The organism is Xanthocytophaga flava, from assembly GCF_030068545.1.
GTDB classification, from domain to species: domain Bacteria; phylum Bacteroidota; class Bacteroidia; order Cytophagales; family 172606-1; genus Xanthocytophaga; species Xanthocytophaga flava.
This window is the reverse complement of the sequence record NZ_JASJOR010000035.1, coordinates 1-15,123: the sequence shown is the minus strand read 5'-3', so window position 1 is coordinate 15,123 and position 15,123 is coordinate 1. Positions and strand designations below refer to the sequence as shown.

At 39.7% G+C, this 15,123-nt stretch carries 10 protein-coding genes; 4 read left to right on the top strand and 6 right to left on the bottom strand.

Features of this window, described 5'->3' with window-relative positions:
- Positions 1-4 precede the first annotated feature (4 nt).
- Positions 5-610 carry a TetR/AcrR family transcriptional regulator gene (locus tag QNI15_RS32745; RefSeq protein WP_313991993.1) on the bottom strand — a complete coding sequence of 202 codons (606 nt, stop codon included), beginning with the start codon at positions 608-610 and terminating at the stop codon, positions 5-7.
- Between the two features lie 592 nt (positions 611-1,202).
- Between QNI15_RS32745 and QNI15_RS32740 the strand changes: the two genes are divergently transcribed.
- The 3 genes from QNI15_RS32740 (at position 1,203) to QNI15_RS32730 (ending at position 7,328) form a co-directional block, all read left to right on the top strand.
- A complete protein-coding gene (locus tag QNI15_RS32740; RefSeq protein ID WP_314036014.1) occupies positions 1,203-3,047 on the top strand; it encodes an ABC transporter ATP-binding protein in 1,845 nt (614 codons plus the stop codon).
- Positions 3,048-3,258: 211 nt separating this feature from the next.
- The gene (locus QNI15_RS32735; protein WP_314036012.1) at positions 3,259-5,874 is read left to right on the top strand and encodes a DUF5686 and carboxypeptidase regulatory-like domain-containing protein; all 2,616 of its coding nucleotides are present in this window, start codon (positions 3,259-3,261) and stop codon (positions 5,872-5,874) included.
- Between the two features lie 314 nt (positions 5,875-6,188).
- Positions 6,189-7,328 carry a glycoside hydrolase family 172 protein gene (locus QNI15_RS32730; RefSeq protein ID WP_314036010.1) on the top strand — a complete coding sequence of 380 codons (1,140 nt, stop codon included), beginning with the start codon at positions 6,189-6,191 and terminating at the stop codon, positions 7,326-7,328.
- A gap of 81 nt (positions 7,329-7,409) precedes the next feature.
- Here the strand turns inward: QNI15_RS32730 and QNI15_RS32725 are convergent, their stop codons facing one another.
- Both QNI15_RS32725 and QNI15_RS32720 read right to left on the bottom strand, forming a co-directional pair.
- Positions 7,410-8,342 carry a DUF4097 family beta strand repeat-containing protein gene (locus QNI15_RS32725; RefSeq protein ID WP_314036008.1) on the bottom strand — a complete coding sequence of 311 codons (933 nt, stop codon included), beginning with the start codon at positions 8,340-8,342 and terminating at the stop codon, positions 7,410-7,412.
- A gap of 151 nt (positions 8,343-8,493) precedes the next feature.
- Positions 8,494-10,878: an ABC transporter permease gene (locus QNI15_RS32720; protein WP_314036006.1), complete on the bottom strand. Its 2,385-nt coding sequence runs from the start codon at positions 10,876-10,878 to the stop codon at positions 8,494-8,496.
- 269 nt (positions 10,879-11,147) lie between these two features.
- Here QNI15_RS32720 and QNI15_RS32715 point away from each other — a divergent pair, with 269 nt between their 5' ends.
- Complete coding sequence (locus QNI15_RS32715) at positions 11,148-11,975, top strand: hypothetical protein (RefSeq protein ID WP_314036004.1); 828 nt, start codon at positions 11,148-11,150, stop codon at positions 11,973-11,975.
- 127 nt (positions 11,976-12,102) lie between these two features.
- Here QNI15_RS32715 and QNI15_RS32710 read toward each other — a convergent pair whose 3' ends face one another.
- The 3 genes from QNI15_RS32710 to QNI15_RS32700 all read right to left on the bottom strand — a co-directional run bounded on the left by QNI15_RS32710 (position 12,103) and on the right by QNI15_RS32700 (position 14,402).
- The gene (locus QNI15_RS32710; RefSeq protein ID WP_314036002.1) at positions 12,103-13,461 is read right to left on the bottom strand and encodes a glycine-rich domain-containing protein; all 1,359 of its coding nucleotides are present in this window, start codon (positions 13,459-13,461) and stop codon (positions 12,103-12,105) included.
- A 160-nt stretch (positions 13,462-13,621) separates the two neighbouring features.
- On the bottom strand, positions 13,622-13,843 hold the full coding sequence (locus QNI15_RS32705) for a hypothetical protein (RefSeq protein WP_313981201.1): 222 nt from the start codon (positions 13,841-13,843) through the stop codon (positions 13,622-13,624).
- A gap of 121 nt (positions 13,844-13,964) precedes the next feature.
- Positions 13,965-14,402 (bottom strand): DUF4259 domain-containing protein, encoded by a 438-nt coding sequence (locus QNI15_RS32700; protein ID WP_313991977.1) that lies wholly within the window; start codon positions 14,400-14,402, stop codon positions 13,965-13,967.
- Positions 14,403-15,123 lie beyond the last annotated feature (721 nt).

The following is a 15,123-nucleotide window of genomic DNA, read 5'->3' as shown; positions in this document are numbered from 1 at the left end:
AAATTTACGCTTTCATTAGGTTTAGAATATTGTCAATAGACTGACGGAATAATTCCGGAAGAGTTTCTTCCGGATACATTTTAAATCGTTGCCTTATAGCTAGTGAAACCAAGCCATGTACAAAAGAGAATACAGAGACTGTAGTAACTTCCAGATCAGCTTTCTTGATCAAGCCTTTCTCCATACACTCTGCAATGGTTTGACGCAACATTTCGTAATTAGCAAAGCCACAATCCCAGTTGTCATCATGCAGGGCTTCCATAGGAGCAGTCATGATAAACATCAGGTCATAGTATTCTGGATTATGAAAAGCGAAGTCTAAGTATATTTCGCCCATTTTATAGAGCCGCTCCAATGGATTTTCGATCTGCATTAATGGCGTCATCTTTTCAGATAATAGCTCAAATCCTTTTTCATGGACATCATAAAAAAGCTGATTTTTATCTTTGTAATATAGATAGATCGTTGCCGGACTGTACTCAATTTTTTCAGCAATATTGCGCAGTGAGGTTTTTTCAAATCCATGCTCCAGAAACATCTGGGTAGCTGTTTCCAATATCAGACTTTTCATTTCCTGCTTTTCCCGTTCTTTTCTCTCAGAGATTCCCATAGGTTATCGTATTGATGTAATCGATGCAAATTTACTGAACAGTGTTTAGTAAGCAAGAGTTGTTTACTGTTTTTATAAAATAAACATACATATGGCTGATAAACAGAATAAAAGATCCTCCATCTCTTCTCTTTAAGGTCCGGTTTTGATGATCCAAAATAGCAAACGGGTGGGATGATTTAAAAGATGTCCGGTGTTGAAGCGACAAATAGTCCTGTTGAAGAGTAAAAAAAGTGGAGTGAGGGAAATTTTCAGGTTTGCCGTTTTTAACTCATTTTTCTCTAAGAGGTTGTCTAAATTATTATTAAATAGGCGAAAAGAGCAGACTTTAGAGCGAACCGAGACTATTTTGAGGGGCATAGCCAGCGGCTATGGGCCGAAAAATAAGCGAAGGTGCAGCCTAAAAGATGCCTTTGCAGCATTTAATAAATAATTTTAGACAACCTCTAAAGTCTGGTTAGTTGGTAAGTTTTACTACCCCTCATCAAAATAAAAAGGTTCTCCATTCGTCATTTGTTATATTTGCACCTTTCAACCACTTGCATTTTTACACTAATAGTAGAAATGAGTATGAGTCTATACTTCCTGATTAATGAAAACTTATTTACGTCTGATTAGTTATGCACGGCCATTTAGCCGTTTTGTAACCCCCTTTTTTATTTTCTCCCTGCTGAGCATCATATTTGGTATTTTTCAATTTGGGCTTCTTATTCCTTTGCTGGATATTTTGTTTGGGCAGATTGAGCCTGAGAAAGCACAGCAGCTGGTAAATAAACCAACCTTTGCTTTGGAGTTTGGCTACTTGAAAGATCTCTTCTATTATTACTTTTATAAATACAGTGCATCCGGTAACAGAATGTCGGTTCTATATTTTGTTACTGGAGTGATTGTTGGTGCAGTAGTACTGACCAATTTATTCCGGTATATGGCCCAGCGAGTAGTACAGGATGCCCGTACGTATTCAGTAAAACGTCTTCGGGAGGCTATCTTTACAAAAGTAACACGATTGCATGTCGGATATTTTAATAATGAACGCAAGGGAGATTTGCTAGCCCGTCTGACTACGGATGTACAGGAAGTGGAAGGGTCAGTGGTTAACACTCTAGACGCCATCTTTAAAGAACCTTTTCTGTTGGTTGGGTATTTTATTCTCTTATTTGCCATTTCCTGGGAGCTAACCATATTTACATTGATAGTTATTCCTATATCAGGGGTAATAATTGCCTGGGTGACTAAGTCGCTAAAGCAGCAAGCTAAAGAAGGACAGGAATCAGCAGGACGGTTAATGTCTATCATTGAAGAAACTTTATCAGGGGTTCGTATTATTAGTTCGTTCAATGCGCAGTCATATGTTTTGAAAAAGTTTGAGCAAGAGAATAACCATTACCGTGAAACAACCCGTCGGATGGGGAATAAACGGGAGTTAGCTCCTGCATTTTCAGAGGCTTCCGGTGTAATGGTAGTAGCAGGTATTCTGGTATATGGTGGGAGTCTGATTCTGAACAATGATGGAACTGCCACATTGAAGGCAAGTGAGTTTATTACTTACATTGCAACCTTCTCTCAGGTACTAAGACCTGCCAAAGCCATTGTATCTTCTCTCTCAGGCATTCAGCGTGCACAGGCTGCTGGAGAGCGTATATTATCAGTGATAGACGCTCCAGAAGTAGTACAGAGTGCCCCAGATGCTCTGGAATTAACTAGCTTTTCAAAGGGTATTGAGTTTAAAAATGTGACTTTCTCCTATGAGGAAAAACAGGTTTTAAAAGATATTAACTTCTATATTCCTAAAGGCAAAACAATTGCATTGGTGGGTGGATCTGGTGGTGGTAAATCAACTATAGCAGATTTGATTCCACGGTTTTATGATGTAGAAGGAGGAAGTATTCTATTAGATGGTAAAGATGTTCGAAGTTATACATTAGAGTCTTTACGCAATGAGATGGGGATTGTAACCCAGCAATCCATCTTATTTAATGACACCATATTTAATAACATTGCGTTTGGGCAACCAGATGCGAAAGAGGAGGATGTCATTCGTGCAGCTAAAATTGCCAATGCACACGATTTCATTATTGCAAAGGAAGATGGTTATCAGACAGTCATTGGTGATCGGGGAAGTAAGTTATCAGGTGGTCAGCAACAGCGGTTGAGTATTGCACGTGCCGTATTTAAAAATCCTCCTATCCTTATTCTTGATGAGGCAACTTCTGCCTTGGATACAGAATCAGAAAAGCTAGTACAGGATGCATTAAGCAATCTTATGAAGGGTCGTACTGCACTGGTGATTGCTCACAGGCTGAGTACCATTCAGGAGGCAGATGAAATTCTGGTGATTCAGGATGGACAGATTGTAGAAAGAGGACACCATCAGGAATTACTGGAGAAAGAAGCTGGAGTGTATCGCCGACTTACTATGTTGCAGCAAGCTGTATAAACGCTGATTACTTTTTAGTTAAAAATATTTAAATAGTTGCTTTTGCAACCCTATTTTACTTTTTTACATTCTATATACCAGAAAGCACACATGAGATCGCTTTCTGGTATATTTTTTTCATAGCCTATGAGACGGGCATACGGCAAACTTCATACTAGAGCAGCCGTTTTATCCGTTTTAGCACAAACACTTATCCTATTCAAATACTTTTATGAGACTGTGGACATTTACACTTCTTATTTCTATTTACTTTTTCTACAGTCAGACAAGTATTGCTGGAGGGATACGTGGGACCATCAAAAATACCAAAGGGGAAGTTATGCCTTATACTTCTATTCTGGTAAAGAATACAAGTATTGGGACTATGGCAAATGAAGATGGAAAATACGAAGTTACCCTGAAGCCAGGAACTTACGAACTTCAGTTTCAATACCTCGGCTATCAAGTGTTGAATAAGTCAGTTGAGGTGGGTGATGAGTATGTGACCGTGGATGTAACGATGCAGGAAGCTGTAGTACAACTGAATGAAGTACAGGTGGGTTCGTCAGATGAAGATGCTGCCTATACTATTATGCGTAAAACCATAAGTATGGCACGTTTTCATATGCTGGAAGTAGACAGCTGGTCTGCGAGAACTTATGTAAAAGGTACGTTCCGCGTTATTGATGTTCCATTTCTGCTGAAAGGTGCATTGAAGAAAAGCAACATTCAGGTAGGAACCACCTATGTGCTGGAATCTATCAATGAGATTAGCTTTCAACAGCCTGACAAAGTAAAGGAAAAGGCTGTTTCTATTCGTTCTAATCTCCCTCCTGGTACACAGCCTGCTATTAACTTTGCTCAGCTAAATATCTATCAACCTGCTTTCTTCGGTATCATTCTGCCACTTTCACCTAAGGCTTTTAACTATTACCGCTTTACGTATGAGGGTGGTTTTGAAGAAAATGGAAAATGGGTGAATCGAATTAAGGTAACTCCAAAGATCAAAGGACAAAATGTAATAGAAGGGTCTATTTATATTGTAGATCAGTTATGGAGTATTCATAGTTATCGGTTCAAGTTTACTGACGAGAATGGGATAAACTATAATCTGCAACAGATCTATAACCTTACACAGGATGTTTGGATGCCTATACAATCAGAAATTACTGTAAAGGCCAATATGTTTGGAGCGGAAGGAGAAGCTCGCTATGTGACCTCTGTACGAAACTATCAGCTTAAAATTAATCCAAAATACCATCAGCAGCCGGTAGTAGTGGACGAGAAGATTGATAAAGAAAAGGCTGCAGAAGTACGTAAACAGAAGATCAATACAGAAACGGCACTGAAACAGAAAGAGTTGACCCGAAAGCAATTGCGTCAGCTAAGCAGAGAGATGGAAAGGGAAGATAGAAAAGAACGTAAAGAACGTGGAGAAGATGTGACTGTGATGCGGGATTATTCTTTTAATGTAGACACACTTGCCAGAAAAAGACCATCCTCCTTCTGGGAAGATGAAAGACAGGTTCCATTAACAGATACAGAGATTAAGGGCTATAAACAGGCGGACAGTCTTTACAAAGCTAATGAAGATAAGATAAAGAAAGATTCCATTAAAAGTCTGCCTCGTTTTCGGTTTACCCATTTGATTTTTGGACATACCTATAATTATGGAAAACAACCGGAAAACGAATGGTATCCTCGTACTTTTTCTTTTGATTCTCCTTTATTGAACCTGAATAATCCGGATTATTTTATCTGGAATAATATGGGTTTTTTCAATACAGTAGAAGGAACGGTTTTACGGACACGGATGAGATATACAGAACGAGTGAATAAAGATTCACGATGGAGTCTGGAAGGTAATCTCAGGTATTCTTTTGAAAGAAACCATTTGAATGGAGGACTGACATTTTCAAGAGGAAACCAACAGCAGTCTTTTTCAGTATCAGCTGGACATAACATATTTCAGTTCAATGGTAATAATCCTATTCCCGAAGGCGTCAATACTGTGAATACCTTGTTGTGGGAGAGGAACTATATGAAGATCTATGAGAAAACATTTGCCAGTGTACAGTGGAACAAACGCTTTACTGAAAAAGTCTCCTTTTCTACGTCAATTGCATTCGAACATCGTGATCGATTGGTGAACAGAACTGAATACAGCTGGTTTGATTTTAAAAAACGGGAGTTAACCAGCAATGATCCAAGTAATATTGAATTGCAGGATCAGACGGCTTTCCCAGATCATAATGCCTGGATATGGGCTAGTTCGTTAACAATTCGACCTTTTGCAAAGGCTGGCATTTATAATGGACGCCGTTATCTGATTAATAATAACTCTCCTGTGTTTACAATCAACAACCGATCAGGCTTTGGAGATGTGCATTTTAACCAGCTGGAACTTAGTGTGGGAGATGAATTTCGTTTATTAAGAGGGGGATTTCGTTATTTGGTACGGGGTGGACTGTTCTATGGGCCACAGAAGCCCAATTACTTAATAGATTTTAAACACTTTAATGGTAACCGAACACGATTCCAACCTGAAGGATTTGACTTCTTCCGTCTTCTGGACTACTACAACTATTCTACTACACATAATTATCTACAGGCACATGCTAGTCAGCAGATCAATCGCCTGTTGTTTACTCAGTTTACTTCTTTGCGATTGTATGGCATTCGTGAAAATCTTTTTGTGAACGCCTTACTGACTACTGAAACCAATGTATACGAGGTTGGATATGGATTCAGGGGCCTGTTAAAAATACTGGGAGCTGAAATTGTAACTACTTTCCAAAATGGGAGATATGTCCAAACTGGATTCCGTTTGAGGTTGGGCTTTAACTAACAACTGGCTTAATTAACTTTAGACCAGTTGTTTACAGTTCTATTTTTAGGGTAAGTATGTTCTCTACAAAGTCGTCTCATCAAGTCTGGGCTATCCCACTGTCGCTGACAATTGATACAACACATTGTCTACTAAATACTTCCTTTAGTTATGGACTTTCCAGACTTGGGGTGATCTCTAATTTCTTATAATTAAGATAAATGGTTCATTCTTAATTTTTTAGGATGTATATGTGTGGCCTCAATCTCCAAAATACTAGCTTTACATAAGTTGTAATCTGGTTATTTTTATCCATCTGTAACCTAAACATTAGTATGAAAAGCATTTCTTATCTTCTGGGGCTTGCCTGTTTTCTTTTTGTGTTCTCTTCTGTTTATGGACAGAAATTTAATGGACTTGATACACATATGGGAAACTTGTACCGTACATCTGATGCCAAGACCCGATCTATCAGCCCAGAGAATTTTACAGGAGAAAAAGGTAAGGGAGGAATGGCTACAGAAGGTACAGGAAAGCATGCGTCGCAAGATCTGGGACAAGGTTGGAAGGTAAGTCCTAGTGTGGAGATAAAAAGCAAAACTACCTTTACATTAGCTGAAATAACAGGACAAGGAGCTATACAACATATCTGGATGACGCCAACAGGCAAGTGGCGCTATTCTATTTTGCGTATCTACTGGGATGATGAAAAAGAGCCTTCTGTAGAGGTTCCTGTTGGAGATTTCTTCTGCATGGGATGGCAACAGTATGCACCCATTACATCACTGGCTGTAGCGGTAAATCCGGGAAGTGCATTTAACTGTTATTGGACTATGCCTTTTCGTAAAAAATGTCGGATTACGATGGAAAACATTGCCAATGAATCCATGATGTTATATTATCAGATTGATTATACTCTTACAGATATTCCAGATGATGCAGCTTACTTTCATGCACAGTTTCGTAGGGTAAATCCTCTACCCTATAAGCAAGTGTATACTCTGTTGGATGGTATAAAAGGAAAAGGGCAATATGTCGGGACTTATATCGCTTGGGGGGTAAATAGCAATGGCTGGTGGGGCGAAGGAGAAATGAAGTTTTATATGGATGGGGATAAAGATTTTCCTACTATCAATGGAACCGGACTGGAAGATTATTTCTGTGGTTCCTATAACTTTGATAACAAAGGAAAATATCAGGAGTTCTCATCTCCCTATACAGGTTTGCATCAGGTGATTCGACCTGATGGATTGTATCAGTCTCAGCAACGGTTTGGCATGTATCGCTGGCATATTACAGATCCGATCCGGTTTGATAAAGATCTTCGGGTAACTGTACAAGCACTGGGATGGAGAGACGGTGGACGTTATCTGCCTTTAAAAGATGATATTTCCTCAACCGTTTTCTGGTATCAGACAGAGCCGCATGCAGGCTTTCCGAAACTACCTACTAAGGATGAACTGGAAGTGAATTGATAACAAAGATGAGTAGACTAACCCTATAAAAAAAGCCTCTTTGTTGAAAAGAGGCTTCGGAGTCATATATAACCAGGGAGATTAGTTTATTCGTACATTGCCACCAGATGTAGAGATTCTGACAGGGATGCCACCACCATTTAACTTACCCTTCACACGGTCATCTTTGATTGTTCCATCAAAGTTTTGCATGGCTACAGATACCCGGTCGCCGGAAAGATCCAGATCCATTCCTTTATCCATTGGCATCTTTACAGTGATATTACCACCGCTGGTTGACAGAGTCAGGTATTTTTCCAGACTAGCGATATCGGCTGTTACATTACCACCACTGGTATGTGCATCCAGACTTCCTGATACCTGTACAATACGGATGTTACCACCAGAAGTACCAATTTTCAGAGAGCCTTTTGAATCAGCTACTTTTACATTACCACCACTGGTCTGAGCATCTATTGTGCCATTAAATCTATCTATGTCAATATTGCCACCAGAAGTTTCCGCATCTACTATTCCTTTTATGGCGCTAAGAGAGATATTGCCTCCGCTGGTTTTTGCGTCCTGATTACCAGAAAGGTTTGACAAGTAGATGTTTCCACCACTGGTTCTGAGGTTAGAAGTCATATTGTTGGGAACATAAATCTTAAAGGAGATGCTCAAGCCATCTTTCCATCCCCATTTCCATCCGGATTCAAGAGGTTTGGCAATAGCAGTTAACGTGTTGGCATCTTTGTCGATCTGAATCGTATATTTTTCAAGACGTTCTTTGATTTCGCTATCAGATAGTTTTTGATTCCAGTTGTTGGCACGAATATAGACTTCTATACGGGCATCTCCGGAATTTTGTCCGTATACAGATACGTTGCCACCACTAGTTTCAGTTTTGATGCTGGTTAGTCCGGCAGGAGAAAAGGTTTTGGTCAGATAGGGTTTATCTGTATCGTTTTGTGCCTGAATGGTGGTAAGACTAACGAATGCCATCAAAAAAGCTGTGAGTATGTGTCTCGTTTTCATAGCAAAGAAAAGTATTAGGTTGATATTTTAGAAAAGAAGTTGTGTATAAGATGTAAAATAAACTATTGAGGTTGCATGAAGCTGAAAGAAATTTTGCAAACAGAGATTCAACTCAACTAATCAGATTATCTCTGTTTGCAACTCTTTTTGATCACTCACTTCGCAAACTTTTGACTGGATTCGCAAAAGCAGCTTTGAGAGACTGAAAACTAATGGTAAGAAGGGTAATGAGTAATGCTCCTAATCCTGTTACCACAAATACCCACCAGGAAATTTCAGTACGGTATTCATACTTCTGGAGCCATTGATTCATAAAATACCAGGCTGTAGGAATGGCAAACAGAAAAGAGACAAACACTAGTCGTACAAAATCTTTTGATAGCAGGCTCCATAGATTCAGGACGCTAGCTCCGAGTACTTTCCGGATTCCGATTTCCTTGGTGCGTTGCTCGGCTACAAATGAAGAGAGTCCGAATATGCCCAAGCAGGAAATCAGGATGGCTAGTCCTGCAAAGACTGCTGCCAGTGTACCGATTCGTTCTTCATCGCCAAATTTCTGAGCATATTCTTCATCTACAAACTTGTATTCAAAAGGCGTTGCCGGACTGTATTTTTTAAATACGGCTTCTACTTTACTCAGTGCGTCTCTGGCACTTAGTTTGGGATTCAGCTTAATAATAACCACACTTTCCTGCTCTTTCGAAATATGGAAGAATGCTGCCCGTATGGGTTGATAAGGTGACTGCACCACCATATTTTTGATAACTCCCACTATCGTGTAGGGCTTGTTATTCCACTTAACAGTCTCCCCTATTGGGTGTTCAAATCCCAGGAATTTTACTGCCGCTTCATTGATCACAAATGCCATCGAATCGGTAGCGTATTCCCGTGAAAAATCTCGTCCTTCTTTAAATTGCCAGCCTACTGTTTTGCCATAGTCATGCGTAACACCATTGTTAGGGAAGTCAACTGCCAGTTCCGGATCTTTACCTTTCCAGTCAAAACCTCCATTGGTATTCCAGACCGAAGTGGTAGGGCTGGTCGACTCCGTCATATCTACAATGGCACCTGAGCTCTTGAGTTCATTGCGTACTGCTTCCAGGTGGTTATGAATATCAGGAGTAGTTAGCTGCATATTGATTAGACCATTGCGGTCATAGCCGATAGGTCTGTCTTTGGCATGTTGTATTTGACGAAACACTACAATGGTTCCGATAATCAGGGTAACGGAAACGGCAAACTGCATCACTACCAGAATACGGCGGGGTAATGCCGCATAACGTCCTACCCTGAAAGTGCCTTTGAGTACTTTGACGGGTTGAAACGAGGACAAATAGAGTGCAGGATAGCTGCCGGCAATGAGACCCGTAACAACGGAGAAAGAAAGTCCCAGCAGCCAGAATACAGGACTTAGATAAGGAACACTCATCTTTTTGTCTGCTACTTCATTAAAGAAAGGCAAACTCAGTTGTACTAAGAAAATGGCTGTCAAAAAGCCAAACATAACTACCAGCAATGACTCACTGAAAAACTGCGCTATCAGCTGACCACGTATAGAACCTACTGTTTTGCGAATGCCTACTTCTTTGGCTCTTTTTTCACTGCGAGCAGTAGCCAGATTCATAAAGTTGATACAGGCCAGCAGCAATACAAAGATGCCAATGATGCTGAAAAGCCATACATTTTCGATTCGCCCTCCTGCATTTACGCCATCTTTCCAGTCTGAATACAGACGCCATTTGGTCATTGGATGAAGAAATACTTCAGGCTTGTATTTTCTGTCAAAGGAACTTACGCGATTGAATTTTACATTTTTGATCTGGGCAGACACTTTCTCTATATCTGTGTTCTCTGCCATCTGGGCAAACGTTTGGGTAAAGTTGCTATCCCAGGGATCTTCCATTTTCTTGATCCACGGATTCATGATCAGATAAAGTTCCCAAGGTAAAATATAGGTCATTTCGCGGAAGTCAGAATTATACGGCAGATCTTCATATACTCCTGTCACCTTCACATCCGTATTGTTGTCAATCCGCATGATTTTGCCTATTGGGTCTTCATTGCCGAAGTAGATTTGAGCTATAGACTCTGATAGTAGTATGGAATGAGGTTCCTTCAGACCTGTACGTGTACCTTTAAGCATGTGCAGTGAAAGCATTTCGGTCACCTGAGGCTCAAAGTAGTTACCTGTTTTTGTAGCTTTCTTCTCTCCATAGGTAAGCACATGCCCTGATGTCCAGGATGATTGTAATACATAGGTAAAGCTACTTCCATATTTGCTCCGAATCTCCTCTGCCATTACATAGGGATTGGATGTCTGGGTTTCTCTTTTCCCATTGTACAGGTTGTGTTGCATCACCTGTACAATACGTTCATAATTCTGATGGTAGGTGTTATAGGTGATTTCATCCCATATCCAAAGACCTATCAGTATGGCTACTGCCATTCCAACTGCCAGCCCTCCAATATTGATAAAGGAATATACCTTGTTCTTAAGCAGATTTCGTAGAGCGACTTTTAAATAGTTTCGTAGCATAAGACGACGTGTTAAGTGTCAGGAAAGAATACTTGCGTATATGCCAATATAAAGCCAGAATACTAAAATGTCCTTTTTGGGCTAACAGAGGCAGATTTATCAGCTATAAGAGATAATAAGTGTCCGTTTATGGACACTCTCTGTTCACTGACGAACAATGTTAATTACAGAATAGGGTCTGAGTCTAATTCGTTATAATTTTATATTGAATAGATAGGTTATTCATTCAGCTTGTTACTTTTGCCTTCCGTTTCATTTTTTATGCTTATATGAGTAACAAGAAAGAAGGCAATCAATATGATAAAATCTTCAAAGAAAATCTTGAGTCTGTTACTCTGGTATTAATTGAAAAAGTACTTCAGATTCAGGTCGTTTCTTATGAGAAAATAAAGGACGACTTGCAACGAACCATAGAGCGAAAGCCCGATCAGCTCTTAAAAATCACCGATCAGAATGGAAGTACATTTTTGCTGCATCTGGAATTTCAGCTGATAAACGAACCCCGTATGGTATACCGGATGCTGGAATACAGAGGCATGCTGGAACGTAAATACGAACTGGATGTGCTACAATATGTGATCTTCCTTTCAGATCAGAAACCAGATATGGTTACACATCTTGTCAAGCGGGATTTGTCCTTTAAGTTCAACATTGCACCTTTATCTTCCATTAAGTACGAATTATTTCTCTCTTCAGGTAAAGGAGATGAAATAGTATTCGCTATTTTAGGTGACTTTGGTAATACAAGTCCGCAACAGGCTGCCAGACAGATTTATGAACGATTACGAGACACATCCACTAGTCAACTGGAGCTTGACAGGCACTTGCAACAATTACGCGTATTGGCTAACTTGCGTAAACTAACACCTTTTGTAGAAATCATGATAGAATCTATTTCTCAATACATCAAAGAAGAAGATGACTTTCTCTTCAAAAGAGGAGAACGAAAAGGCAAACTGGAAGGTGAGCAGAAAGGTAAAACAGAGGCTATTCTCAAATTCCTTAAAGATGGTATTCTGACTACTCAGCAATTAGCTACCTATTTTGATGTCACTGAGGAGTTTGTTGAAGATCTTCGTAAAAGTTTGAATACATAACTTTTCTGAATCACAGATGTAAAGAGCATGTACCTAGTGCGATCTCTTTACATCTGTGATTCAAGATAATTTAAATGATAGGAAGTAACTCGCTGGGGAATAATACCAGCGATAGAAGTACATACTATCAATCTCCACCTCCACAGCCACCACAGCTACTACAGGATCCACCATCTGATCCACAGGAAGATCCTCCTCCATCGGATGAACTTCCACTTCCATCGGCATGGCTTGCGATAGGAGTAAATGTAGTGGTATAAACCGCTGATCCAAGTAAGAAATATTGCCATTCCCAGCCATCAGAAGGCATGTGAACGTGTAATTCCTGCTTGCGATAGAGATCTGGAATGGTGTGCGAAAACAGATAGTTTCTGAGATAGATGAGAAAGAAGATGCTTACTAAAAGCAGTAGTATAAGAAAAGTTCCAATAAGCTCTACCGGTTTGTCGCGTGCAATACCTGTAGCCATGCGGATGGTGCCGAGCAGAAGGAGAAATGAAAGAATGCCAAAGTTTAGGAAGAATAACTTGCCAAACACGTGTGATTTGGCGAAATGCTTCTTAAAAGCCTCCATGCTGGTTTCTATATTGGTAAATATGGGTTTTGTCTGAAGCTGTTTCAGTAAAGCCGGGTAAAAGGCTTTTTCCATACCACTTAATGTTTCTATGATAGTATATTCCTCTACCGTATCAGGTTTGGCATGAGTGGCGACCTCTAACGAATTATCCTCATTAACGATAATCTTATTTTCCTTGACCAACTGGTTCATAAAACCATGGATCACCTCTGATACCTTTTGTGTTTTCAGATAAACTAGTTCTATTGGATGGAGTCGAAATACAAAGGCAGACTTGTCAAACCCGTTTACCGTTTCCCGTAACTGAGTTCTATTATACCTGGTAAGTGTCAAAAATGTATATACTGTCAGAAGTAGATACCCAAATAAAAAATAAGGATTGTCAATATGGATATAGAGGCCCTTTAAGGCAAAGTAGAAAGGAAAAAGTAATACTATCCATAGGCATATACCCACTATAATTCCACTCCAGAGTTCGTATTGTCCATTGGGTAGTTGCAGAGGTGCATAGATATCTGAAGCGTCCCATATCTCTGAAGGTTGTGGTCCAAAAGCTTCTGTATATAACTTTTGTGTTCGTTCCTTTGCCTGTCTGAATTTTGCCTCGTCACTTCTGTTGTGTGTGGACGGAATATGGTGAACATTCTTACCTATTACCTCACAAAAATCAGTATAGGATTGAGTAAAGAGCAAATGCAGATGCCATACCTCATCTACAATTGGCGAAGGTGAAACCATCATATCAGAGGTGGCCGCCAGATACATAAACTTTTTGTATTCCAGAATAGCGGCTTCTGTAAAATGCCTGGTCCAGTTGTTTTCCTTTGCCAGCCGGGTTGAAAATCCATATTCTGAAACAGGGAGATCAAAATCGAAAGCTAATATTTTTGACCAGAGTTCTTGATTCATGTAGAGTTCTGATTTTATATCCTTTTCATGTAATTACGTAATAAAGGGAATTTTCTGCAAGTGTTTTTACAGAGGGATCTTACACATAGAAGTAACACAGAAGATCCCTGAATCCTAGACGATTTGGCTATTTACAGCACGAGAGATGGAAGAGAAGTACTTATTTTCGTATCCACTCAATGAATCGGTATATAGCCAGAAAGAGCCATGCCAGGATTAATTTTGCGGCGCATGGTATAAAGATAACCCAGGAGCCTAATGCGTAAGATAACCGATTTTGGGGTGTATCTTCCTCTCCTGTCAGATTATCTGAAAGCTTCATGATGTAATAGGCAGGAGCAATGCCTGCCAAATAGATTGCGAGGCTTAAAAGAAATACCATACGGATAGATTTTAGCCTGAATCTACTAGTTAACCAGTTGATTTACAATGGCTATATACTATCTGTAGCAAGATCTGGGTTGGGGTAAACACATGGTAAGATAATTCTGATATATGACCTCTTAGGGTATTGCTGCTTTTAGTCTGGCTAGTAATTCCTGCATGTGTTCTTTCCAGCCTTCGACCTCTCTGTATAGTTCGGCATATTCCCGTATTCCATCTTCATCAGGCTTTTCATTAAGGATATCTTCCAGAAAACGGATCAGATACAGAATCGCCTCCTGCGTACCTGTAAAGGACGTAATGTTTAGTTTCTCTTCACCAAACTCTAATTCCGGATATTGCTGGTAATCAGTAAAAAGCTCTGCCAGAGCAATGGCCGTTTTGTCATACAGATAGTCTATGTCAGTAGTATCGGCAGGCAGGAATCCTTCGGCTATATAGAAGTCGATGAGTTCTCCTAAGTGTATGTCAGAATGACTCTCGGTATATTCTGTAAAAAAATCCAGAATGTCGAGTCCTTCGTCACTTTCTAATGCTTTGATTCCCCAGCTTCCCATAGTGTGTTATGTATTGGTTTAGTGCAATGAACATAATTATATAAAATCTTTTCGAAAACCAGTAAAAGTTAAAAGAGTAAATGGAGTATCAGGTAGTGTGGAAAATATCAGAACTCTGTTCATTTACCTAGTTATGACATATAGGTAACGACTGATGGTCATTTTTGTTTTTGACCAGAATACCGATCATTTCTCTCTTTGACCTGAGTTCCGTTCATTTTGGAAAATTATTCGAATAATGGTCAGATTGGTGTTTGACCTAAACTCTGTTCATTTTTGAGTTTGACCGGAGTTTAGGTCAATGGTGAGAAATATCGGATTTCCGATACTATTCCAGTGTTATCAGAATTCTGATTTTGTATTGTCATCATCAGAATTCTGATAAAATAAGAAGATTGACAGAATTTTCCTGCCCTCTCTTTGTCCTCCTTAGTGGATGAATCCCTATACTCTAGAAGAACGTGCTCTATTTTTTTCTCCTTCCTCTTTACCCTCTTAGAAGTCTCTCCTCTCACTGTCCTCCTGAAAGGATCTTTCCGCTCTTTCGTCCCCAGGTTGTGTGTTATCACCAACCTGAACGGTGGGAAAGTGGTCGTTGGTGATAACACCATAGCCGTCAGGCTAAGGGAAAAGAATTTGTTTAGGAGACAACCGAAAACCATTACAGTCAACACGTCTACGTTCTTTTTTGGCTAAATGAAATAACTGCTCAAAGACATGA